This window comes from Leucobacter sp. CX169 (assembly GCF_017161405.1).
Classification (GTDB): domain Bacteria; phylum Actinomycetota; class Actinomycetes; order Actinomycetales; family Microbacteriaceae; genus Cx-87.
In genome coordinates, this window is sequence record NZ_CP071051.1 from 312,588 (window position 1) to 336,319 (window position 23,732).

20 protein-coding genes, 1 tRNA gene and 1 riboswitch are annotated in these 23,732 nt (G+C 68.3%); of the genes, 12 read left to right on the forward strand and 9 right to left on the reverse strand.

The features are described from left to right. The first annotated feature begins 68 nt into the window (after window positions 1–68). From JW030_RS01295 to JW030_RS01310, 4 genes are all read left to right on the forward strand, one after another. Window positions 69–144 (forward strand) — tRNA-Thr (locus JW030_RS01295). A 530-nt stretch (window positions 145–674) separates the two neighbouring features. Further along, the gene (locus JW030_RS01300; RefSeq protein ID WP_188046060.1) at window positions 675–857 is read left to right on the forward strand and encodes a hypothetical protein; all 183 of its coding nucleotides are present in this window, start codon (window positions 675–677) and stop codon (window positions 855–857) included. A 62-nt stretch (window positions 858–919) separates the two neighbouring features. Then, the gene (locus JW030_RS01305; RefSeq protein WP_188046059.1) at window positions 920–1,777 is read left to right on the forward strand and encodes a hypothetical protein; all 858 of its coding nucleotides are present in this window, start codon (window positions 920–922) and stop codon (window positions 1,775–1,777) included. A gap of 90 nt (window positions 1,778–1,867) precedes the next feature. Further along, window positions 1,868–2,941, forward strand: a complete 1,074-nt coding sequence (locus tag JW030_RS01310) for an acyltransferase family protein (protein ID WP_188046058.1) — start codon at window positions 1,868–1,870, stop codon at window positions 2,939–2,941. A gap of 86 nt (window positions 2,942–3,027) precedes the next feature. Here the strand turns inward: JW030_RS01310 and JW030_RS01315 are convergent, their stop codons facing one another. The 6 genes from JW030_RS01315 to JW030_RS01340 form a co-directional block, all read right to left on the reverse strand. Then, window positions 3,028–4,989 carry an ABC transporter ATP-binding protein gene (locus JW030_RS01315; RefSeq protein WP_188046057.1) on the reverse strand — a complete coding sequence of 654 codons (1,962 nt, stop codon included), beginning with the start codon at window positions 4,987–4,989 and terminating at the stop codon, window positions 3,028–3,030. A gap of 13 nt (window positions 4,990–5,002) precedes the next feature. Beyond that, a complete protein-coding gene (gene ribH / locus JW030_RS01320) occupies window positions 5,003–5,476 on the reverse strand; it encodes a 6,7-dimethyl-8-ribityllumazine synthase (protein ID WP_188046056.1) in 474 nt (157 codons plus the stop codon). After that, a complete protein-coding gene (gene ribA, locus JW030_RS01325; protein WP_188046055.1) occupies window positions 5,473–6,732 on the reverse strand; it encodes a GTP cyclohydrolase II in 1,260 nt (419 codons plus the stop codon). The genes ribH and ribA overlap by 4 nt, the downstream gene beginning before the upstream one ends. Beyond that, complete coding sequence (locus tag JW030_RS01330) at window positions 6,729–7,424, reverse strand: riboflavin synthase (RefSeq protein ID WP_188046054.1); 696 nt, start codon at window positions 7,422–7,424, stop codon at window positions 6,729–6,731. The genes ribA and JW030_RS01330 overlap by 4 nt, the downstream gene beginning before the upstream one ends. Then, window positions 7,405–8,478, reverse strand: a complete 1,074-nt coding sequence (gene ribD, locus JW030_RS01335) for a bifunctional diaminohydroxyphosphoribosylaminopyrimidine deaminase/5-amino-6-(5-phosphoribosylamino)uracil reductase RibD (protein WP_188046053.1) — start codon at window positions 8,476–8,478, stop codon at window positions 7,405–7,407. Before ribD ends, JW030_RS01330 begins: the two co-directional genes overlap by 20 nt. 72 nt (window positions 8,479–8,550) lie before the next feature. After that, a riboswitch (FMN riboswitch) is annotated at window positions 8,551–8,688 on the reverse strand. A gap of 41 nt (window positions 8,689–8,729) precedes the next feature. Beyond that, a complete protein-coding gene (locus JW030_RS01340) occupies window positions 8,730–9,428 on the reverse strand; it encodes a DUF1345 domain-containing protein (RefSeq protein WP_188046052.1) in 699 nt (232 codons plus the stop codon). Window positions 9,429–9,512: 84 nt separating this feature from the next. On the opposite strand from JW030_RS01340, the gene fabG reads away from it, so the two are divergent. Beyond that, the gene (gene fabG / locus JW030_RS01345; protein WP_188046051.1) at window positions 9,513–10,280 is read left to right on the forward strand and encodes a 3-oxoacyl-ACP reductase FabG; all 768 of its coding nucleotides are present in this window, start codon (window positions 9,513–9,515) and stop codon (window positions 10,278–10,280) included. Here the strand turns inward: fabG and JW030_RS01350 are convergent, their stop codons facing one another. From JW030_RS01350 to JW030_RS01360, 3 genes are all read right to left on the reverse strand, one after another. Next, the gene (locus tag JW030_RS01350) at window positions 10,281–12,437 is read right to left on the reverse strand and encodes a bifunctional lysylphosphatidylglycerol flippase/synthetase MprF (protein WP_188046050.1); all 2,157 of its coding nucleotides are present in this window, start codon (window positions 12,435–12,437) and stop codon (window positions 10,281–10,283) included. A gap of 265 nt (window positions 12,438–12,702) precedes the next feature. After that, the gene (trpS, locus tag JW030_RS01355) at window positions 12,703–13,713 is read right to left on the reverse strand and encodes a tryptophan--tRNA ligase (protein ID WP_188046049.1); all 1,011 of its coding nucleotides are present in this window, start codon (window positions 13,711–13,713) and stop codon (window positions 12,703–12,705) included. A gap of 65 nt (window positions 13,714–13,778) precedes the next feature. After that, window positions 13,779–14,636, reverse strand: coding sequence for an exodeoxyribonuclease III (locus JW030_RS01360; RefSeq protein WP_188046048.1), 858 nt, complete (start codon window positions 14,634–14,636; stop codon window positions 13,779–13,781). 86 nt (window positions 14,637–14,722) lie between these two features. On the opposite strand from JW030_RS01360, the gene glpK reads away from it, so the two are divergent. The 7 genes from glpK to JW030_RS01395 all read left to right on the forward strand — a co-directional run bounded on the left by glpK (window position 14,723) and on the right by JW030_RS01395 (window position 23,654). Beyond that, window positions 14,723–16,276, forward strand: a complete 1,554-nt coding sequence (gene glpK, locus JW030_RS01365; protein ID WP_188046047.1) for a glycerol kinase GlpK — start codon at window positions 14,723–14,725, stop codon at window positions 16,274–16,276. Window positions 16,277–16,418: 142 nt separating this feature from the next. Continuing rightward, window positions 16,419–17,504 carry a BMP family protein gene (locus JW030_RS01370; protein WP_188046046.1) on the forward strand — a complete coding sequence of 362 codons (1,086 nt, stop codon included), beginning with the start codon at window positions 16,419–16,421 and terminating at the stop codon, window positions 17,502–17,504. 123 nt (window positions 17,505–17,627) lie between these two features. Beyond that, a complete protein-coding gene (locus JW030_RS01375) occupies window positions 17,628–19,127 on the forward strand; it encodes an ABC transporter ATP-binding protein (protein WP_188046045.1) in 1,500 nt (499 codons plus the stop codon). Then, entirely contained in the window at window positions 19,124–20,386 is a 1,263-nt protein-coding gene (locus tag JW030_RS01380) for an ABC transporter permease (RefSeq protein WP_188046044.1), read from the forward strand. The genes JW030_RS01375 and JW030_RS01380 overlap by 4 nt, the downstream gene beginning before the upstream one ends. Next, window positions 20,386–21,669, forward strand: coding sequence for an ABC transporter permease (locus JW030_RS01385; RefSeq protein WP_188046043.1), 1,284 nt, complete (start codon window positions 20,386–20,388; stop codon window positions 21,667–21,669). Before JW030_RS01380 ends, JW030_RS01385 begins: the two co-directional genes overlap by 1 nt. Window positions 21,670–21,671: 2 nt before the next feature. Then, window positions 21,672–22,088: a cytidine deaminase gene (locus tag JW030_RS01390; protein ID WP_188046042.1), complete on the forward strand. Its 417-nt coding sequence runs from the start codon at window positions 21,672–21,674 to the stop codon at window positions 22,086–22,088. Between the two features lie 72 nt (window positions 22,089–22,160). Further along, window positions 22,161–23,654, forward strand: a complete 1,494-nt coding sequence (locus JW030_RS01395; protein ID WP_188046041.1) for a DHA2 family efflux MFS transporter permease subunit — start codon at window positions 22,161–22,163, stop codon at window positions 23,652–23,654. Window positions 23,655–23,732 lie beyond the last annotated feature (78 nt).

Genomic DNA, 23,732 nt, shown 5'->3' on the forward strand with positions numbered 1-23,732 from the left:
CGATTCGAATCGGCAACCCCTCTCGTGCTAACATTGCTTCTTGTGCACTGAGCCCCGGCCCGGTCCACGCCGCCTTAGCTCAGTCGGTAGAGCGTCTCACTCGTAATGAGAAGGTCACCAGTTCGATTCTGGTAGGCGGCTCCACTTCCACCCCGCGCCTCATGGCGCGGGGTGTTTCTTTTTTCGCGTCTAGTCAGCGCTCGAAATTGGCCGGACGGCACGGTCGTACCGAGGACGAGGGAGGCCGCGCCGCTCAAGCACTTGTCGCGTGAGCATGCGATTCGCGTAGGCATCGCTGGGGCACCTTGCCCGGGCACTCTGCAGTCCTTCCCAGCTGACCAATACGCGGCTCCGGGGCCCGGAGGACGCGGTCTCACCAATTCCGTCTGTCGTCCTACAATCTGTGGTCACGCCTCCGCACTCGGTTAGCCCGCCCGCCAAGAAGAGGCTCGCGTTGACTGGTTCCATCATGTCGGGCACCGTGGTGCTAGTCGGCATCCTTGCTGCCGTCGTCACGGGGTCGCTCATGGCCTCGAGCATCGGTTCGGTATCGGGGCCACGGCCTCGAATGCCGAGGCGTTCGGCAATGGCGGCAGTCTCCTTCAGCAGTGACCTCGACGTCGAGCACGTCACCGCCGACGGGTCTTTCGGAACGAAGTTAGGACAACTTCATCGTGGGCCCGAAGACGGGGCTGAGCTCGCAGGAGCTCGTTGCCGGAGCAACGGTGTTCGGCAACGATGTTCTCCGGATCCGGGTAAGCGCCGACGGCAGGCTGCGCATCAAGCCGGGCTTCATAAGTGACCCAGGGTTCGCCGAGGTGAAGCGGAATGCACACCTGTGTCAGGCGAATACCTAACGAATAAAGAACCTTCCTGGTTGTTACCTCGGATTTTCTCTGGTCCCTGCCATAATCTGTCTATGACCAACATTGAACCAGCTGGGCCGGATAATCCTCCCCAGCAGCCGCAGCCCGTCTACCAACCGTCCTCGTCGAGCGCACCCCCAGTGCCTGGGCTGGCGGTAGGCGCTCCAGTTGCAAAGGGTCTCGCAATTGCCGCACTTGTCGTTGGTATCGTCGCTTTCCTCTCGGGCCTTGTCCCGATCTGGGGCATTATCGTTGGCGTAGTCGGTGTCGCGCTCGGAGTGATCGCCCTAGTGAAGGGTCAGCCCAAAGGTCTTGCGCTTACGGGCACCATCCTTGCGGGCGTGGCAGTAGTAGCCTCGATTATCGCTACCATCATCGCCGGCGCGTTCACCGCTGCGGTCGTTGACACCGTCGAGAAGCAGACCTCGGTCACCTCCGAAATTCCTGGAGAGGACGCAGCTGCGACAGACGAGGATCCCCCTGCAAGTGAAAAGGGGACACGTGAGAATCCTCTTCCTCTGGGAGCGATTATCTCTTCAGATGACTGGGATGTTGTCGTAAACAGCGTGAACCTGTCAGCCAATGACGCTGTCGCGTCGGCGAACCCCTATAACGAAGCCGCCCCAGAAGGACAGCAGTATGCGCTAGTCAACGTCTCCGTGACTTACAAAGGCGCCGACACGGGAATGCCGGCATTCGTCCAAATCGACTATGTCACGGCTACTGGTGAAGTGATCAGTACGTGGGATAGCTTCGCAATTGCACCTGAGCCAACTTTTGGCGCCGGAGAGCTTTATGCAGGTGGTCAAGCGACAGGCAACCTCGCATTTCTGATTCCCTCAAGCGCAGATGGAATCTTGCGGATTACGCCGGGGATTTTTGCCGACGACGTTTTCGTCGCAACTAAGTAGACGTCGAGCGCCGAACGGGCGTCCTCCCCGCCGCGGAGGGCGCTCGTTTCACGTTTCCGCGGTGTCCCGTCCGCCGTCTAGGCTGGGCGGGTGACTGAAGCCGCCTCCGCCCCCACCACGGCCAAGCCGCGTGCCCCCCGCGTTGCGCTCTGGGACCACGCCCGCCTGGTGCTGATCCTGCTCGTCGTCGTCGGTCATTCGATCTCGACCATCCGCACCGACAGCGGCTTCGCGTACGGCCTCTACGCCTGGATCTACCTGTTCCACATGCCCGGCATGATCGTGCTCTCGGGCGTCTTCTCGAAGCCGGACACGTCCCCCAAAGTCGTCGCCGGCACGGTGCGGCTCGTAGGCACCTGGTTGCTATTCGAGCTCATCTGGGTCGGCATTCGCGCGCTCGCCGGTGCGACCGCGATCTCCCAGAACTTCCTCGTGGTGCCCGCCTGGACGCTCTGGTTCTTGGTCACCCTCGTCACCATGCGGATCCTGCTGCCCTATATTGCCCGCCTGCGGCACCCCTTCATCTTCTCGATCGTGCTCGCTCTGCTCGCCGGGTTCACCCCCGAGATCGGTACTGCGTTCTCCGTCTCTCGAACCCTCGTCTTCCTCCCGTTCTTCGTCGCTGGGTGGCTCGCCAAGGATCGGGGCTGGCTCGACGGCGAGTGGTTCCACCGCCCGACCGCGGCGCTCAAGGCCGGCGCCTGGGCCGCCCTCGCGGCGGCGGCCGCCGTGTTCGTGGCGTTCCCCAACATGCGCAACGTGTGGCGCATCGACCACTGGATCGTCTGGCGTGACTCGTACGCCCAGCTGCTCGACGGCCCGGTCTGGCGGGTGCTGCTTGAGGGGTCAGCGATCCGATTCGGCCTGCTCGCGGTCGCGGCGATCCTGACCTTCGCCGTGTTGATCGTCGTCCCGCGCCGCGAGGGCAAGCTGACCGTCTGGGGCGCGCGTACGCTCTACGTCTACCTGCTGCACGCGCCGATCATCTACTTCGCGCGCGAGAGTGGGCTGATCGACTGGTTCGGCTCGTTCGGCGTACCCGGAGTGCTCGCGCTCATCGTATGCGCGCTCGCGCTGACCGCGGCGCTGTCGAGCGGACTCGTCGCGAAGGTGTTCCGCCCGGTGATCGAGCCGTCCTTCGGCTGGACGATGGCCCGGGGCTGACTGCCCGCTCGCGCGTGATCTACTGAACGCAATGTGCGGCTTGGACGCGCGGGAAGCTGCACATTGCGTTCAGTAGATGGGTGGGCCTATTCGGAGGGCGGAGCCTCGTCCGCGGCGACCAGCAGCTGGTGCTGGGCGAGTTCGCGGTAGAGCGGCACTGCCTCGACGAGCTCGTCGTGCGTGCCCTGGCCGATGACACGGCCCTCCTCGAGCACGATGATGCGGTCCGAGTCGACGACCGTCGATAGCCGGTGCGCGATTACGAGCAGCGTGCGCCCCGTCGCGACCGAGTCGAGCGCGTCGCGCATCAGGCGCTCGTTCACGCCGTCGAGGCTGGCGGTCGACTCGTCGAGCAGCAGGATCGGCGGGGCCGTCAACAGCGCGCGGGCGATCGCGAGGCGCTGCTTTTCCCCGCCCGACAGCATGATGCCGTGCTCGCCGACCTGGGTATCGAGGCCGGTCGACCCGGCGCGATCGAGCACCGCGTCGAGATTCACGGCGCGCAGCACCCGCTCGCACTCGGCGTCGGAGGCGTTCGGCGATGCCAGCCGGAGGTTGTCGCGCAGCGTCCCTGCGAGCACCGGGGCGTCCTGCTCAACGTACCCGAACTGGGCGCGCAGCTCGCCACGGTCGAGCGCGCGCAGGTCGACGCCGTGCAACTCGATGGCGCCGGAATCGGGGTCGTAGAAGCGCTCGACGAGCCCCAGGATGGTCGACTTGCCGGCGCCCGATGGCCCGACGAGAGCGACGCGCTGGCCGCGCGGCACCTCGAAGCTGACCCCGTGCAGCACCTGAGTCTCGACGATCGGGACGGGCGCCGCCTCGGCGTCGCGCTGGGCGGCGCGCGAGTTCCGGCCGGTCAGCGGCGTGACCACGCGGGTGGGCGCGGCCGAGCGGTAGGTGAAGTGTACGTCGCGGAACGCGACGGCGGGCGGGGCCGCTTCGGCTGAGCCGGTCGCATGCTCCGAAGCGTCCGCCAGCGGCACGATGCGGCCCTGGGGCGTCGCGGCCGCCAGCGTCTCGTCGGCTGCCGACTCGTCCGGGAGCTCGGTGATTTCGCGGATCCTGCCGAGCGCGCCGAGCGCCTGGTTGACCGCGGAGATAGCGCCGAACGCCTGGCCGAGCGGGACGACCATCATGAACAGGAAGATGATGAAGGTGACGAGCTGCGCGATCGTGATCGCTCCCGTGGCGACGCGGAAGCCGCCGAGGCCGAGCACCGAGAGGAATGAGGCCTGCATCGCGATGAACGAGATCGGCACGATCAGGGCCGAGATGCGGGCGACGACCAGGCCGAAACCGTAGGCCTCGTCGACCTCGCGCGAGATCGAGGCGGTCTCGCGCTCGGTGGCGCCCGCCGCGCGGATGGTGCGGATCGACGAGATCGCCCGGTCCACCGAGGCGGCGAGGTCGCCCACCTTCTCCTGGGACTGGGCGACGGCCGGGCGGATCCTGCTGGAGAGGCCGACGACCGCGAGCAGCGCGACCAGCAGCACGCCGAACGTGATGGCGAACAGGATCGGGTCGATCACGAGCATGCCGATGAGTGCGCCGACGAACAGCAGCGCGCCGCCGAGCGCCTCGACGAGCCCCTGGGTGAGTACCGCGCGCAGCATCGTGGTGTCGCTCCCGACGCGCGAGACGAGGTCGCCCGTGCGGCGGCGGTCGAACTCGGGGATGGGCAGGCGCAGGATCCGCGCGACGAGCTGGCGCCGCGAGTTGCGGACGACTCCCTCGCCCATCCGCTGCAGCAGGTAGTGCTGGAATCCGTTGAGTACGCCGCTGACGAGCACGAGGGCGAGCAGGATCCAGACGAGCGCGCCGAGCGGGACCGACTCCTGGACGCGCCCGATGACGGCGCCCACCAAGAGTGGCTGGCCGAGCGAGGCGAGCGCGCCCGCGAGGCTCAACGCAATGATCACCCCGAGGAGGCGCCGCTGCTCAAACAGGTAGGGGAGCAGTTCGCGGAAGCTCGCGCGGGGGCCCTGCGACGGGGTCCGCCCGCGCGACTTCCGAGTCTTCCGGGGCGGTTTGGTGTGCTGGCTCAAACGGTGTCCCGACTCAAGAAGCGCGGATAGTGCGTGCGAGCACCGCGACCTGCAGGGCGGCCTCGGCGGCCTCCTGGCCCTTCGACTCCTTCGAGCCGGGCAGGCCCGAGCGATCGAATGCTTGCTGCTCAGTGTCGACGGTCAAGATGCCGAACCCCACCGGCTTGCTCTCGTCGAGCGCGACCCTGGTGAGGCCCTCGGTGACCGCGGACGACACGTACTCGAAGTGGGGGGTCCCGCCGCGCACGATGACGCCGAGGCAGACCGCCGCGTCGTATCCGGCACGAAGCGCCGCCTGTGCCGCGAGGGGCAGCTCGAAGGCGCCGCCCACGCGGAACAGCACCTGTTCGGCGCCGGAATCGAGCAGCGTCTGCTCGGCGCCGGCGATCATGCCGTCGATGATCTCCTGGTGCCAGCTGCCGGCGATGATTGCGACCCGCAGGCCGCTGCCATCGACCGAGAGGTCCGGGGCGCCCGCGCCGCTCATTCCTGCTCCTCCAGTGTCGCGACCTGCACATCGGTGGGGAGTACGTGGCCCATTCGGTCGCGCTTGGTCTCGAGATACCCGGTGTTCTGGTCGGTGACGCCGACGTACAGCTGCACCCGCTCGGTCACGGTCACGCCGTGCGACTCGAGCTGGCTCACCTTGTCCGGGTTGTTCGTGAGTAGTCGGATGTGGTCGGCCCCCAGGTCTCCGAGGATCTCGGCCGCCGCAGTGTAGTCGCGCGCGTCCGCCGGGAGGCCGAGCTGCAGGTTGGCGTCCAGGGTGTCGACGCCCTGCTCCTGCAGCTGGTAGGCGCGCAGCTTGTTGGCCAGGCCGATGCCGCGACCCTCGTGCCCGCGCAGGTAGATCACGACGCCGCCCTCGGCCGCGATGCGGTCGAGCGACGCGTCGAGCTGGGGGCCGCACTCGCACTTGAGCGATCCGAAGGCCTCGCCCGTGATGCACTCGGAGTGCACGCGGACGAGCGCGCCCTCGCGGGGGACCTCGCCCGAGATGAGCGCGAGGTGGTCGACGCCGGCGCGGCGGTCGCGGTACGCGCGCATGCGCAGCTCGCCGTGCGTGGTCGGCACGAGCGTGTCCGCACGCATGCTGATGCGGCGGTGGCCCGTGATGGCAGGCGCGCCGTCGGGGTCGTGTTCGTTCAGGTAGCGCACGAGCTGCTCGATCGTGATGACCGGCACGTTGTCGCGCTCGCCGAGCTCGATGAGCCCGGGCAGGCGCATCATCTCGCCGTCGTCAGCGACGATCTCGGCGATGGCCGCGACGGGGCGGAGGCCTGCGAGCCGCATCAGCTCGACCGCGGCCTCGGTGTGCCCGTCGCGCACGCGCACGCCGCCGTCAACGGCGCGGAGCGGAAGCACGTGGCCCGGGCGACGCAGGTCGCTGGGAACGCCGTCGGCGTTCGCGAGCGCCCGCAGCGTCATTGTGCGGTCGGCCGCGCTGATGCCCGTCGTGATGCCGTGGGCGGCGTCGACGGTCACCGTGTATGCGGTACCGCGAACGTCCTCGTTGCGCTCGACCATCATGGGGAGCTCGAGCTGGTCGGCGACCTCATTCGTCATGGGCGCGCAGAGCAGGCCCGACGAGTACTTCACCGTCCAGGCGATCCACTCAGGGGTGGCGAGCTCGGCCGAGATGATGACGTCACCCTCGTTTTCGCGGCTCTCGTCGTCGGCGACGATGACGGGTCGGCCCTCGCGGATCGCCGCGACTGCGGTCTCAATGCTGGCGATGCTCATGCTCGCCCTCCTTCGGTGGTAGACGGTGAATCGGGAGTAGCGGAAGCTTCGGGGGCCGGCGAGGCAGGTGCCTGGGCGCCGGGGACGCCGGCGAAGGCTAGCATGCGGGCGACCTGGCGGGCGAGGATGTCGGTCTCGACGTTGACGCGGTCGCCTGGGACGAGCCCGCCGAGGGTCGTCGCCTCAAGCGTCTCGGGGATGAGCGACACCTCGAACCAATGCTCGGCGGCGTTCGGCTCAGAGATGGTCGACACGGTGAGCGAGACGCCCGAGAGCGTCACGGAACCCTTGTCGACAAGCAGCGGGGCAAGCTCGGCGGGTAGCGCGAAGCGGAGCACGCGCCACGCGTCGCCGGGACGGGCCTCGATCAGGGTCGCGGTGCCGTCAACGTGCCCCTGCACGATGTGCCCGCCGAGGCGGGTGTCGATGCGCGCCGCGCGCTCGAGGTTGACCCGGGAACCGGGAACGAGCTCGCCCAGGGTCGACATGTCGAGCGACTGCGCCATCACGTCGGCGGCGAAGGTGCCCGCGCCCTGCTCGATTACCGTAAGGCAGACGCCCGACACCGAGATGGAATCGCCGTGCCCCGCGTCGGAGGTAACGAGCGGGCCGCGGACGGTGAGGCGGAGCGAGTCGCCCACCGGTGTCAGCGCGACGATCTCACCGACCTCTTCAATGAGTCCCGTGAACATCGGATTCCTCTCGGTTAAAGCGTGCGTGGAAGAGTGTGTCGGCGCCGAGCCGGGTGGTCCGTTCGATCACGAGGCGCGGGGCGCCTGCGATGCTCGGTACGCCGATGTCGCCCAGGGCCGTGCGCGGCCCCCCGATCAGCACGGGGGCGACGTAGACCAGCAGCTCGTCCACGAGGCCCGCCGCGATCAGGGCGCTCGTGACGGTCGGCCCGCCCTCGACGAAGACGCTCGTGATTCCGCGGCTCGCGAGCAGCGCGAGGTCGGCGTGCAGGTCGTCGCCCGCCAGCAGGATCGGCGGGCCGGCGGGGTGCGCGCCAATGCGCGCTCCGGCCGGAATGGCGCGGTGCCCGAGGACGACCGGGATCGGCTGCGCGCCCGGCAGCAGCTCGCCGTCCGCGCCGCGCGCGGTGAGGCTCGGGTCGTCGGCAAGCAGGGTGCCCGTTCCCACCAGGATCGCGTCGGCGGATTGCCTGCGCTGGTGCACATCGGCGCGCGCCTCAGGGCCGGTGATCCACTGGCTCGAGCCGTCTGCCGCCGCGGCGCGGCCGTCGAGCGACTGCGCCCACTTCGCAATGACTCGGGGGCGGGGGACCGGCTGCTGGGGGGCGCGTGCGGCAAGCCAATCGGAGAGGAACGCGCGGGCCTCGTCCTCGAGCAGCCCGCCGACGACCTCGACTCCGGCAGCGCGGAGGCGTTCGGCGCCGCCACCCTCGGCGTGGCCCGGGTCGGCGAGCGCGAACACGACGCGGCCGATGCCCGCCTCGATCAGCGCAAGCGCGCAGGGGCCGGTGCGGCCGGTGTGGTTGCACGGTTCGAGGGTCACGACGGCGGTGAGTTCGGCGCCGTGGTCCTGCGCGGCCCGCGGCAGTTTCGCGAGGGCGGCGACCTCTGCATGGGGCGTGCCGGCGCCCTCGTGCCAGCCCTCGGCGACGATCTCGCCGTCGGGGCCCAAGATGACGCACCCCACGCGAGGGTTCGTGTCAGCGGCCGGCCCACGGGCGGCAAGCTCGAGCCCGCGCCGCATGGCGCTCTCGAGAATCTGCTGCTCGTGCATGTGCGGTTCGCCCCTTCATCGACTCTGGAATGTGAGCCGGGGTGCGAAAATCCGCGGGGTCGACAGACCACGCCGTGCTTCCTCTCATCCGGACTCGGGCGCCAAGGCACCCATCACCGTCGGTGCTGGAATTTCACCAGCTCAACCCTGCAGGCAGGGCTCGCGGACTTTCACCGCCGGTTCGGATTCTCACCGACCCCGGGAACACACACCTACCCTAACGTGGCGCAGCGGGGAACATTCCCGGAGCGTCACAAACCCTGAAATCCGCCCGCGATCGTGTTCATCGTGAGCACGATGATGAGGGCGTTGAAGAAGAAGCTGAGGGTCGTGTGCCAGACGACGGTCCACCGCATCTTCGAATCGTTCACCATCGAATCGGAGACGCCGAACGTCGTGCCGTTCGTGAACGAGAAGTACACGAAGTCGGTGAGACGGGGGTTGTCGGTGCCGGGGAACCGGATGGGCTGCGCGGGGGCGGCGCGCAGGCACCGCGAGTGGTAGAGCCGGGCGTACCCCCAGTGGAACATCGCCCACGACAACAGCATTGCCCAGAGCGGGATGACCTCGGCGATCGCCAGGTGGTCGGGCTCCTGGCGCATGACCAGCAGAGCCACTGCGGCGACGAGGCCCACCGCGCTCGACAGGAAGGCGGAGGCCGTGGCGAGCAGCGCCATGAGGCGCGCCGAGCTCGCGCGCGCGATAAAGACGTGATCGTCCTCGCGCGTGCGCAGGTCGATGTTGAGCCACAGGACCGTGCCCGCCAGATAGACCGTGGCGAGCACGCACCACAGGATCAAGGCGCCGAATTGGGTGTCGTCGTCGAACGCGAAGATGAACTCGAGTCCGATGGCGATCAGGGCGACCTGCATCAGAACGCCGACGCTCTCGACGACCACCGTCATCGTTGACGTTGCGGCGGTGCCGAGGCGAGCGAGCTTCGAAGACATGCTGATCAGACTACGGGTTTCCTGGCCACAGTCCACGGAGTAGCCTCGAACCGCAATCGTTTCGTCGGCGAATCAGGAGGCCTCATGAGCGGGACAGACGAACAGGGACGCGTCGCACTGGTGACCGGGGCTGCTCGCGGCATCGGCCGGGCCGTCGCCCTTCGCCTGGCGGCCGAGGGGCGCACCGTCGGGGTGCTCGACCGGAACGGCGACGAGGCTGAGGCGCTCGCGGCCGAGATCCGGGCCGCGGACGGACGGGCCTACGCGCTCGCCGCTGACGTGGCGAACGCCGCCGAGGTCGAGGCGGCGGTGGCTGAGCTCGCCGAGCGCGTCGGCCCGCCGACCATCCTGGTCAACAACGCCGGGATCCTGCGAGACAACCTACTTTTTCGCATGACCGAGGACGACTGGGACCAGATCATGGACGTGCACCTCAAGGGGCACTTCCTGGTCACTCGCGCTGTGCAGGCGCATATGGTGCAGGCGGGCTGGGGGCGCATCGTGAACCTGTCGTCGACCTCGGCGACGGGCAACCGCGGGCAGGCGAACTACTCGGCGGCGAAGGCCGGGATCCAGGGGTTCACGAAGACGCTCGCGCTCGAGCTCGGACGCTTCGGCATCACCGCAAACTGCGTCGCACCTGGCTACATCGACACCGACCTCACCCGGCAGACCGCAGAACGGATCGGCGTCTCGTTCGAGGCCTTCATGGAACAGATGGCGGCGCAGACCGCGGTCGGGCGCACCGGGACTCCGGACGACATCGCCGAGGCGGTCGCGTTCTTCGCGGGGGAGCGAAGCGGGTTCACGACGGGGCAGGTGCTGTACGTGGCGGGCACGCCGCACGTGTAGTTAGTCCTTACCGGCGCTCGTCACCGAGGACGCGAGGTCGCGCAGCGTGGCATCGGGCAGATAGGCGCGGGTCAGCGCCATCGCGATGCGCGGTAGATCGCCCTCGTCGCGGTACAAGAGGGACATCGGCTCGGCGCGCGGGTTGAACTTCTGCTTGAAGCGGTGCAGCGACTTGAAACCGTAGAGGGGCTCGATCATCTCGCCCAGGCGATCGAGCACGGTGTCGACCGCGCCAGCCTCGAGCTCGGCGGGGCGCACGAGCGGCGCCCCAGACAGCGACAGGAACGCGTAACCCTCGTCGGCAAAGTGCAGCGCGGAGGCGGCGATCAGGAACTCCATCACGGGGCCGAACCCGCCGTCGCGGCGGCGCATGAGGTCGAGGGTCCACCCCCGGACCGTGCCGCCCGGCCCATAGACGGGAAGCCACGAGGTGACGCCGTGGAGGTTGCCCTGCGCGTCGACCGCGATGCCCACGCGCGTCTCACGATCGAGGGCCTCCTCCACGGTGCCCAGCGTGAAGCGCATCTCGGGCAGGCCCTTGTCGCCGGCCCACTGCTCGGAGATGGCGCGCACCTGCGCGAGCACGCCCCAAGGCTCGTCGGCGAGTACGCACATGCGAAACGAGATGCCCTCGCGCTCGGCGCGGTTCACCGAGGTGCGCACCGGCTGCCAGCGCTTGCCGGTGAGCGAGAAGTCCTCGAGGTCGACGATGGTGTCCTCCGCGATCACCACCGCCCGCCACCCCTCGGGCCGCGCGGCGGTGGCCGCGGGACCTGCCGAGAACACGCACGGGATGAGCCCGGCACGCTCGGCCGTGCGCGCGAACACCGCGAGCGCCTCGGCCTCCTCACCGTTCGGCGCGACCGGATCACCCAGTCCGATCGCGACCCCGGCGTGCGTCTGGAACCCGACGTACCCCTTGTCGACCGGAAGGTAGCGGTTCGGTGCCCAGCCGGTCATCCACGAAATGGTGCCGCCGCCGAGCTGTCGCAGTCGCGCCAGAGCCTCGTCGCGGTCGACGCCGTGCACCGTGAGGGCGCGCCGCCTTCGGCGCAGCGGCACTCGGAACGCGCCGCGACCGACGATGAGCACCACGAGCAGGGCGAGCCAGAGGAGGCCCGGGGCCAGGATCAAGCCGAGCGTATCGGCGGGGTTCTCGAGCAATCCAGACCCGCCAAAGACTGCGATGAGCGTGACGCCAAGCGAGGCCGGCAAAATGTTGAACCCGGCGAGAATGAGCGTGACCACCCAGGCGGCGCGGATACCCTGGCGCACACCGTTGGCGACGAGCGCGATGATGATGACGTCGATCGCGACGTCGATAAACGAGGCGGTCGGCTGATTGTGCCCGAGGGGGCCGTCGTAGGGGACGATGAGGTCGATGATCTGTACCGCGCCAATGACCAGGAGGCCGCCGAACGCGAGGAGCCGCCACTCGCGAGTGCTGGGGCGCCCCGCCGGGTGGCGAAAGGCCGGCAGCGTGCCGCTCACGATGAGCCCAGCCGCGATGGCGATGGCGTGCTCGAGGTTGGCCAGCTGGCCAATGTAGAGCACCTCGATCGCGGCCCAGACGCCGAGCGCGAAGCGGGCGCGCAGGCGCCACGGCGAGGGCAACGTCGCAAGCGCGAACGCGAGGCAGGCGAAGGCGCCGCAGGACGGGCCGACGTCGAGTCCCTCGGCGACGCGCTGCGCCCAACTCCACCCGGACGGGGCGATGAGGGCGAGGAGGCCGGCGGCCCCGACGACCCCGACCACGTGGCCGCCGACGAAGATGCCGATCGTGCGGGCCGTGCCGAAACGCCACTCTGCCCAGCCGACGCCGCCGATCAGGACGGGGGAGACGAGCAGCAGCGTGAATGGTGGGGTGATGAAGAACGGCGAGGTCGCGAGCGTCCACCAGCGTCCATCGGCGAACGCGGGAAAGCCCGTGGCAATGCGGTCGAACCAGGAGGCATCGGCAGCGGGGTGAATCAGCGTGCCGGTCGCCGCCGCGATCACGACGATCGCCGCAACGAGCGAAAGCGTGAACGGGAAGCGGGCCGCGGTGCGCAAGGCTCGCCCGAAGGCACCCAACCGGCGTGGCTCCGTGCCCGTGCCCGTGGCGTCGGGCGCGGGAGCGGGGCTAGAGGCCTGTTCCGGGACAGCGGTGTCATTCATAGGGTCATTCTAAGGACCCACTATCCCGGGGCGGGGCCGCCTTACCCCTGCGATGTGCCGGTGTGAGTTTCGGGCAGACGCTCCATCGAGCCGTCCCAATCTGCGGCTTGAATTGACAGGAAGCCGCAGTTTTCGACGGCTCGAGCCATCGCCGAGGGTGCGGCGGGGAGGGTGCGCGGGGGTGCGGCGCCGAGGGTGCGGCGGGGAGGGTGCGCGGGGGTGGCAGGGCAGGGCGTGCGAAAGGCGAGCGCCCCGCCCCCAAAATCTAGCGGCTGAGCAGCCCCATGCGCTCGTACACGGTGGCGAGCGTGCGGCTCGCGACCTCGTTCGCGCGGTCGGCGGCGCCCGCGAGCAGGCGGTCGAGCTCGGCCGGGTCGGCGAGCAGCTCGTTCGTGCGGGCCCGGATCGGCTCGAACGTCTCGTTTACGACCTCGACGAGGCCCTTCTTCAGGTCGCCGTAGCCGCGGCCCTCGAACTCGCGCTCGATCGACTCGACCGTGCGCCCTGTGAGCACCGCGAAGGTCGTGAGCAGGTTCGAGACGCCGGGCTTGGTCTCGCGGTCGAAGCGAATCTCGCCGTCCGCGTCGGTGACGGCGCGCATGATCTTCTTCTTGTTCACCGAGGGGTCGTCGAGCACCTTCAGCAGACCCGCCTCGCTGTCGGCCGACTTCGACATCTTCGACTCGGGGTGCTGCAGGTCGTAGATCTTCGCCGTGCCCTTCTGGATCTGGGCGTTCGGCACTACGAAGGTCTCGCCGAAGCGGCTGTTGAACCGCGCCGCCAGGTCGCGCGTGAGCTCGACGTGCTGGCGCTGGTCCTCGCCCACCGGCACGACATCTGCCTGGTAGAGCAGGATGTCGGCGGCCATGAGCACCGGGTAGGTAAAGAGTCCGACCGAGGTCGTGTCGGCGCCGAAACGCTGCGACTTGTCCTTGAACTGCGTCATGCGGCTCGCCTCGCCAAAACCGGTGAGGGTGTTCAGTACCCACGCCAGCTCGGCGTGCGCCGGCACGTGCGACTGCACGAACAGGGTGGACTTCTCCGGGTCGATGCCCGCCGCGATGTACTGGGCGGCCGTTGAGCGCGTGCGTGCCGCGAGGTCGGCCGGATCCTGCGCGACGGTGATCGCGTGCAGGTTCACGACGCAGAAGTACGCGTCATACGAGTCTTGCAGCTGCGTCCACTGCGTGAGCGCGCCGATGTAGTTGCCGAGGTGGAGCGAGTCGCTCGACGGCTGCATGCCGGAGAAGATGACGGGTTTGCGGGTGTCGTTCATGAGTCCTCAGTGGGATCGCCGGGCGAACCCGGAAGTGCAAGAAAGGTGGAAGGCTAAGCCGCGCGCTACAGCGAGTAGTCGACGACGACGGGCGCGTGATCCGACCATCGCTCGTCGTAGGACGCCGCGCGGTCGATCGTGTAGTGCGTGACCGTCTCAGCGAGCTTCGGCGTGACCACGTGGTAGTCGATGCGCCAGCCCGAGTCGTTATCGAACGCCTGGCCGCGATTCGACCACCACGAGTACGGGCCGTCGACCTCACCGTGGAACTGGCGCCCCACGTCGACCCAGCCGTGGCCGGTGCCCTCGGTGCCGTCGACGCCGATGACGGTTTCGCCGCGCGGGCCGAAGAAGCGGTCGAAGTACGAGCGCTCGCGGGGCAGGAAGCCGCTGCGCTTCACGTTGCCCTTCCAGTTCTTGATGTCGAGCTCGCGGTGGCCAACGTTCAAGTCGCCGACGAGGGCGACATAGTCGCGGGTGTCGGCAAGCTCGTCGAGGCGGGCGCCCATCGCGTCGAGGAAGGCCCACTTGGCTTCCTGGCGCGGGGTGTCGACCTCGCCGGAGTGTACGTAGACGCAGACGACCGTGACCAACTTGCCGTCGATGTCGTAGTCGGCCTCGATCCAGCGGCCGCTCGACTGGATAGCCTCCTGCGCGTCGTCGGCGCCCAGGCCGACGCGGGTGGCTACGGGGGCTACGCGGCTCGCAAGCGCGACACCCGCGCGACCCTTCGCAAGCGCGGCGTCGTGCAAAATATGCCAGCCCTCACCAAGCAGCTCCTCGATGTGGCTCGTCTCGGCGCGCACCTCTTGGATCGCGAGGACGTCGACGTCGCGCGCGGCGAGCCAGTCGCCCATGCCTTTGCGGTAGGCCGCGCGGATGCCGTTCACGTTGACCGATGCCAGTCGGAAGTTAGTCGCCATGCGCTCCAGTCTACGGTCGCGCACCCACGCGTCGAACGAGGCAGAATTCTTGGCCGGCAAAGTGCACGCACGGCTACGCTTGCCCCATGAACTCAGCGGCTCGCGACCATGTGATGGCGATTGACCAGGGGACGACGTCGACCCGGGTGATCGTGTTCGACTCCCAGGGCCAGATCGCGGGGGCCGCGCAACGCGAGCACCGCCAGATCTTCCCGCACCCCGGCTGGGTCGGTCACGACGCCGCCGAGATCTGGCGGGTGACGCGTTCCCTCCTGGTCGAGGCGCTCTCGCTCTCGCACGTGCCCGCACACCGCATCGCCGGCATCGGCATCACGAACCAGCGCGAGACGACTGTGGTGTGGGACGCGGCGACGGGGCGGCCCATCACCGACGCGATCGTCTGGCAAGACACCCGCACCCAGGCCATCGTCGACGAGTTCGCGAGTCATCCCGAGGGCCTCGACCGGCTGCGCGGCATCACCGGGCTGCCGCTGAACACCTACTTCTCCGCCACCAAGCTGCGCTGGATCCTGGACAGCGTCCCGGGCGCCCCGGAGCGCGCAGCGCGGGGCGAGCTGCGCTTCGGCACGATGGACAGCTGGCTGGTCTGGAACCTGACGGGCGGGGCCAAGGGCGGACGCCACGTCACCGATGTCACGAACGCGAGCCGCACCTTGCTCATGGACATCGCGCGACTCGAATGGAGCGACGAGGCCTGCGCACTCTTCGGCATCGACCCATCGCTCCTGCCCGAGATCGTCCCCTCCGTCGGCGTGATCGCCGAGGTGACGGCCGTGCCCGAGCTCGTGGGCGTGCCCGTCGCCGGGATCCTGGGTGACCAGCAGGCCGCGACCTTCGGCCAGTGCGCCTTCAGCGAGGGCGACGCGAAGAACACGTATGGCACCGGCGGCTTCCTGATGGTCAACACGGGCGAGCGGCCCGTCGCGTCCACGAGCGGCCTGCTCACGACCGTGGCCTACCGGATCGGCGAGGCCGCCCCCGTCTACGCGCTCGAGGGCTCGGTCGCGGTGGCGGGGTCGCTGCAACACTGGCTGCGCGACAACCTGGGCCTGTTCCGCGACTCAAGTGAAATCGAGGGGCTCGCGACGAGTGTGCCCGACACCGGTGGCGCGATGATCGTCCCCGCATTCTCGGGCCTCTACGCGCCGCGTTGGAAGGCGGACGCCCGCGGCGTGATCGTCGGCCTTACCCGGTTTGTCACGAAGGCGCACCTGGTGCGCGCCGCGTCCGAGGCGATCGCGTTCCAGTCCGTCGAGGTGATCGACGCCGCACGTAGCGACACTGGCCACGCGCTTGCCGAGCTGCGGGTCGACGGCGGAGCCTCGGCAAGCGACTTCCTCATGCAGTTCCAGGCCGACCTGCTCGGCATCGATGTGGTGCGCCCGCAGATGCTCGAGACCACCGCGCTCGGCGCCGCCTATGCCGCGGGCCTGGCCACCGGGGTCTGGCCGGACCTCGCCGCGCTCGCCGCAAACTGGCGTGAGGGGCGCAGGTTTACCCCCGCGATGGGCGCCGAGGAGCGGGCCCGGCGGCTGCGACTGTGGGAGAAAGCGGTCGCCCGCTCGCTCGGCTGGATGGACGACGACGTGCGCGATTCGATCAGGCTCCAGGCGCAGTAGCCCGCCCCGGGAGCGACCCACTCGGTAACGTTTGCTGTTCGATTTGGACAGATGTCTCGGCGGCACCACGCTCGCGCCGGTACCCTCAGCTTGTTCCCGTGGTCGCCGACCTCGGGTCACCGTCTGAGAGAGGAAACCCCACGTGAACGCATCGATTCGTCGACGCGCCGTAGCGGCGCTCGCCACCGCCGGCATTGCCGGCATCATTCTTGCCGGTTGTTCGGCCCCGCCCGAGACCGGCGGCGGCGATGCCGGCGCAGAGGGCTCCGACTTCCTCGCCTGCGCCGTCTCGGACGAGGGCAGCTGGAACGATAAGTCCTTCAACGAGGCCGCATACGGCGGAATGCTCCAGGCCGAGAAGGAACTCGGCATCAAGATTTCCGATGCAGAGTCGCACACCCCCGAGGATTTCGAGCCGAACCTGACCGCCATGGTTGACGCTGGCTGCGACGTCATCTTCGGTGTTGGCTTCAACCTCGTCGACCCGCTGCACGCGGCGGCGAAGGCGAACCCCGAGTCGAACTTCGTCACGATCGACGGCTTCCTCGCCGACGACACGATCACGAACCTCAAGCCCGTCATGTACGACACGGTGCAGTCGAGCTACCTCGCGGGCTACGTCTCGGCCGCGTACAGCACCACCAAGATCGTTGGCACCTACGGCGGCATGAACATCCCCGCCGTGACCGACTTCATGGTCGGCTTCTACAACGGCGCAAAGGCGTACGAGGCAGACACCGGCGAGCTGGTGACGGTCGTCGGCTTCGACCCGGCGAACCCCGACGCGGGTGACTACGTCGGCGACTTCCAGAACAAGGAGACGGCCAAGAGCATCAGCGTAGGTCAGATCGAGCAGGGCGCTGACGTGATCCTGCCCGTCGCGGGTGGCCTGTTCTCGGCGACCAGCGAGGCAATCAACGAGTCGGGCAAGCCCGTCGTCATGCTCGGTGTCGACAAGAACGTCGCTGAGACGAGCCCCGAGTACGCCGATCAGATCTTGACCTCGATCGAGAAGCTGATGACGCAGGCGGTCTACGACGTGATCGAAGAGACGATGCAGGACGGCTTCAACGCCGAGGCCTACATCGGCACCCTCGAGAACGATGGCACCCGCATCAGCCCGTTCGGCGTCTTCGACGACAAGATCTCCGCGGAGATCAAGACGAAGCTCGACGAGCTGAAGGCCGGCATCATCGACGGGTCGATCGACCCCAAGGTGACTCCGTAACCACGGCAACACCCCTCGGCGGTCGCTGGCTTCGCCTAGCGGCCGCCGAGTATTTTCCGCCCGCCTGCGCGTAGGCATCGGCCCGCCGATTCGCTACAGTTGCACTCAACTACGGAGGGATCCATGAAACTCGAGCTCCGCGGCATCACCAAGCGCTTCGGCACGTTCACTGCGAACGATGCGGTCAGCCTCACCGTACTGCCCGGCGAGATCCATTCGCTGCTCGGGGAGAACGGCGCGGGTAAATCGACTCTGATGAACGTGCTCTTCGGCCTGTACTCCGCAGACGGCGGCGAGATCCTGCTCGATGACGAGCCGGTCGTTTTCGCAGGCCCCGGCGACGCGATGGCCGCTGGCATCGGCATGGTCCACCAGCACTTCATGCTGATCCCCGTGTTTACCGTCGCGGAGAACGTGATTCTCGGCCACGAGCCGACGAAGGGTCCCGGCTTCATCGACCTCGACGCTGCGCGCGAGAAGGTGCGCGAGATCTCGGCACGCTTCGGCTTCGATCTCGACCCCGACGCGAAGATTGAGGATCTGCCCGTCGGCGCTCAGCAGCGCGTTGAGATCATCAAGGCGCTCGTACGCGACGTGAAGGTGCTCGTGCTCGACGAGCCGACCGCGGTGCTCACGCCCCAGGAGACCGACGAGCTGATGGAAATCATGCGCCAGCTCGCCGCGTCCGGCACCTCCATCATCTTCATTACCCACAAGCTGCGTGAGGTGAAGGCCGTCGCCGACCGCATCACCGTGATGCGCCTCGGCAAGGTCGTCGGCCAGGCCAGCCCTGACGCGTCCACCGCCGAGCTCGCCGAGCTGATGGTGGGTCGCCAGGTTGACCTCACCACCGCGAAGCGCGTGGCCACCCCCGGCGCCGACCGCCTCGTCGTCAAGGGACTGAGCCTCGTCTCGCAGACCGGTACCGTGCTGCTCGACGACGTGAACTTCACCATCCGTGCGGGCGAGGTGCTCGCGGTCGCCGGTGTGCAGGGCAACGGGCAGACCGAGCTCACCGAGACGCTGATCGGCCTCCGCCACGGCGCAAAGGGCAGCGTCAAGCTCGGCGGCACGGAGATGCTCGGCAAGTCGGTGCGCGATCTCATCGACCTGGGGATCGGATACATCCCCGAGGACCGTTCCAAGGACGGACTCGTCGGTGAGTTCTCCGTCGCCGAGAACCTCATGCTGAACCGCAGCTGGGGCGCCCCCTTCGTGCGCGCGGGCTCCATCCGGCGCGGGGTGCTCAGCGCGTTCGCGGACAAGGCGATCAAGGACTTCGACGTTCGCACTCGCGGCGCCAGCGCTAAGGCGGGGCGCCTGTCCGGCGGCAACCAGCAGAAGGTCATCATCGCGCGCGAGCTCGAGGCCGACCCGCAGTTCTTTGTCGCGTCGCAGCCCACCCGCGGCGTCGACGTTGGGTCCATCGAGTTCATTCACGAGCGCATCATCGGCCTGCGCGATGCGGGGCTGCCCGTCCTGATCGTGTCGACCGAGCTGGACGAGGTCGTCAACCTCGCCGATCGCATCGCCGTGATGTACCAAGGCCGCATCGTCGGGATTGTCCCGTCGGACACGCCACGCACCAAACTGGGAGAGATGATGGCGGGGATCTCCGCATGAGTGAAACCTCGGCAACACCAGCCCCCGTGGCTCCCGCCCCCGTGCAGGATCCGGTCCCCGCAGGGACCGCGAATCTCGTGCTGCGCGAGATCCTCGGATCGGGCTTCTTCCGCACCCTGCTCGCGATCGTGCTGGGCTTCGTCGTCGGCGGCATCCTCATGGCGGTCACGAACCAGGACTTCATCGACTCGGCCGGCTACATCTTCGGCCGCCCATCGGACGCACTCGGCGCCGGCTGGAACGCCATCGTCGACGGGTACACCGCGCTCTTCCAGGGGTCGATCTACAACCCCAAGGCCAAGTCGTTCGCGGGGGCAATCCGTCCCTTCACTGAGACGCTGCGTTTCTCGGCGCCGCTCATTCTTGCAGGCCTCGGCATCGCGCTCGGCTTCCGGGTCGGCCTCTTCAACATCGGCGGTCTCGGCCAGATGCTCGCCGCGATTGGCGCGTCGTCGTACGTCGCCTACGCGCTTCCGCTGCCCGGCGCGCTGCACCTCATCGCAGCGATCGTCGCCGGCGTGCTCGCCGCGGCACTCTGGGGCGCGATCGCCGGCCTGCTCAAGGCGACGACGGGCGCGCACGAGGTCATCGTGACCATCATGCTCAACTACATCGCCTTGAACCTGGTCACCCTGGCCATGCGTTCCGGGATCCTGCACGACCCGACGGCCGGCAGCAACCCCAAGACACCCGACCCGCTCGAGTCTGCGCTCTACCCGCTGCTGCTTGGCCCCCAGTTCAAGCTGCACGTCGGCTTCCTCGTCGCGCTTGCCGCGGTCGTGCTCTACTGGTGGCTGATGGAGCGCTCGGCACTCGGCTTCCGCCTGCGCGCCGTCGGCGAAAACCCGAACGCGGCGCGCACCGCCGGCATGAACGTCCCTTTGCTTTACGTCATCGCGATGGGCGCGAGCGCCGGATTCGTGGGGCTCGCGGGCGTCAACCAGGTCCTCGGCAGCGTTGACGGCGTCACCCCCTCCATCCACTCGGGCATCGGCTTCGACGGCATCACCGTTGCGCTGCTCGGTGGCGGTGGCGGCATCGGGATCCTGTTCGCCGGTCTGCTGTTTGGCGCAATGAAGGCGGGCGGGCCCTCGATGCAGATTGCCGACGTCAGCCCGGAGGTGATGGTGGTGGTGCAGGGCGTGATCGTGTTGTTCATCGCCGCGCCGCCGCTCGTGCGCGCGATCTTCCGGCTGCCGAAGCCTGTGGCGAGTGGCCCGATCCGAAGACTCTTTACCGGGAAGAAGGGTGACGCCTGATGACTGAGCTCAAGCTGGCCGGGGTCGGCAGCGATACGCCTGTGCGTCGCCCGATCGACTGGCGCGCCCCGATTACGCTCAGCGTGGTCGCCGTGCTCGGATTCGTCGTATTTGGCCTGCTCGGCCGCGACCAGACCGTGACCTTCTCGTGGGCGTCGCGCGGCGTGCCCACCTTCATCCCTGACTGGGTCGCAAACTCGCAGGTCGTCGGTTTCGCGACCGGCGTGCTGATGCTCGTCATCGCGGTCTATGCGACCTGGCTTGCGGTGCAGCGGCGTCGGGTACCCGGTTGGTTTGTAGCCATCTTCGCGCTCTCCTTCCTCGTGGCCCTGCTCGGCTGGGTCGGCGCGGGGGACCGGGTGCCGTTCGTGTACCTGCTCACCGGCGCGATCGCGTTCTCCGTCCCCGTCGTGCTCGGCGCGCTCGCGGGCGTGCTCGGCGAGCGGGTCGGCGTCGTCAACATCGCGATCGAGGGCCAGCTGCTGATGGGCGCCTGCATGGCCGCCTTCGTGGGCACCCTGACCAATAACCTGCTGCTCGGGCTCTCGGCCGCCGTGATTTCCGGCGCGCTCGTCGGCATGGTGCTCGCCGTGTTCGCAGTGCGATATGCCGTCGAGCAGATCATTGTCGGTGTGGTCGTCAACGTGCTCGTCGCGGGCGTCACGAGCTTCCTGTACACGACGCTGATGACCCGCGACGAGGCGAGGTACAACAACCCGGGCACCCTGCCCTTCATCAAGATCCCGTTCCTGTCCGAGATTCCGGTCTTCGGCCCCGTGCTGTTCAACCAGCGCATTACGACGTACCTGATGTTCATTCTGATTCCGCTCATCGCAATCGCCCTCTCGAAGACCCGCTGGGGCCTGCGCCTGCGCGCCGTCGGCGAGCACCCGCTCGCGGCCGACACCGTCGGCATCAACGTGCCGCGCACGCGGTTCTGGGTCGTCACCGGTGCAGGCCTCTTGGCCGGCCTCGGCGGCGCGGCGATGTCGATCGGCTCGGTCGGCTCGTTCGTGCGAGATATGAGCGCTGGACAGGGCTATATCGCGCTCGCCTGCGTCATCCTCGGGCGCTGGAACCCGTGGGCCGCGACGGCCGCCGCACTGCTGTTCGGATTCTCCAAGCAGTTCGGGGTGTGGGCCGGCCAGTCGGGCTCAGGGATCCCGAGCGACTTGATCGCGATGATTCCCTACATTGTGACGCTCATCGCCGTCGGTGGCTTCGTCGGGCGCTCGGTCGCGCCGGCCGCGGTCGGCAAGGCCTACACGAAGGCGGAGGGCTAGCCATGACCGACATCGACTGGGTCTCGCTTCGTGCGGCCTCGATCGAGGCGATGGGTCGCGCGTACGCGCCCTACTCGGAGTTCCCCGTCGGCTGCGCCGCGCTCGTGGACGACGGCCGCATCGTCACCGGCTGCAACGTCGAGAACGCGAGCTACGGCGTCGGGCTCTGCGCCGAATGCGCGCTCGTCGGCCAGCTGCACTTGAGCGGCGGCGGTCGGCTCGTCGCGTTCGACTGCGTCGACGGAAGCGGGGCGACGCTCATGCCCTGCGGCCGTTGCCGGCAGCTGCTGTACGAGGCGTCCGCGCCGGGCATGCTCCTGAACACGGTCTCCGGGATCCGGACGATTGACGAGGTGCTGCCCGACGCGTTCGGCCCGCGCCAGCTCGAGGAGTACGCGGAACGTCCAGACCAGGGATGAGGTCGCGGCAGTTCGAGGCGGGCCGCGGGCGTAGGATGACCCGGTGCTCACTCCCGAAATGAACCGTCGCTGATGGCCGCCCCTCAGCCCATTCGCCCCTGGCCTGCGCTCTGGTCGCTGGTCATCGGCTTCTTCATGATCCTGGTCGACACCACGATCGTCTCGGTTGCCAACCCGACGATCAAGGACGCCCTTGGGACCGACCTCAACACGACGCTCTGGGCGACGAGCGCGTACCTGCTCGCGTATGCGGTGCCGCTACTCATCACGGGTCGCCTGGGCGATCGCTTCGGGCCGCGTCGGATCTACCTCATCGGGCTCGTCGTCTTCACGATTTCGTCCCTCGCCTGTGGCCTGTCCGGTTCGATCGAGGCGCTGATCGTCGCCCGCGTCTTCCAGGGCTTTGGCGCGTCCATGATGACGCCGCAGACGATGGCGGTCATTACCCGCATCTTCGCGCCGATGGAGCGCGGTGCCGCGATGGCGATCTGGGGCGCGACCGCGGGCGCCGCGACGCTCATCGGGCCGATCCTCGGCGGCCTCATCATCGACTCCCTCGGCTGGGAGTGGATCTTCTTCATCAACGTGCCGATCGGCATCATTGCCTTCGTGCTCGCGATGCGGAACGTCCCCGCCCTGCAGACCCACCCGCACCGCTTCGACCTCATCGGTGTGGCGCTCAGCGCGGTCGGCCTGTTCCTCTTGGTGTTCGGCATTCAAGAGGGTGAGAGCTACAACTGGGGCCAGATCTGGGGCCCGATCTCGGTCTGGGGCCTCATCATCGCTGGCGCCATCGTCATGGTGATTTTCGTGGTGTGGCAGCGCGTGCAAAAGGGCGAGCCGCTCCTCCCGCTTCGCGTCTTCCGCGACCGCAACTTCGCCGTCGGCAACCTCGCGATCACGACGGTCGGCTTCTCCGTCACGGGCATGGCCCTGCCCCTCATCTTCTACGCGCAGACCGTGCGCGGCATGACTCCGACCCAGTCGGCGCTGCTCATGGTGCCGATGGCGGTGCTCTCGGGCGTGCTCGCCCCGTTCGTCGGCAAGCTGATAGATCGCGGCGACCCCCGTTGGATCGCCCCGCTGGGGCTGTTCCTCATGGCCGTCGGCCTCGGCGCGTACTCGCTCGTGATGACGCCCGACGCCCCGATCTGGATGCTCCTCATCCCGAGCGTCATCCTCGGCTTCGCGAACGCCGGTATGTGGGGCCCATTGGCCTCGCTCACCACCTACAATCTGTCGCCCGCGCTCGCGGGGGCAGGATCCGGGGTCTACAACACCACCCGCCAGGTGGGCGCGGTGCTTGGCTCGGCCGCCATGGCCGTGGTCATGCAGGCGCGCTTGGCTGCCGAGTTGCCGGCCGCCGCCGGCGGGGGAGCGGGAATGGGTGGCGAGTCCGCCTCCGGAGTGCTCCCCGAGGCGCTGCACGAGGGGTTCTCCGCGGCGATGGCCCAGTCGTTGCTGCTGCCGGCGGCGGTCGTGCTGCTGGGTGCCGCCGTTGCGCTCTTCTTCGCTCGGCGCGGGGCGCCCAAGCACGAGCAGGAGCGGACGGGCGCCGCGAAATAAGCGCGACGGGGTCCTGCCCGCCCTGCCCGCCTCTCCCGCCGCGCACCGCCACCGCAACATAGCTCCCAGGAGTACGCT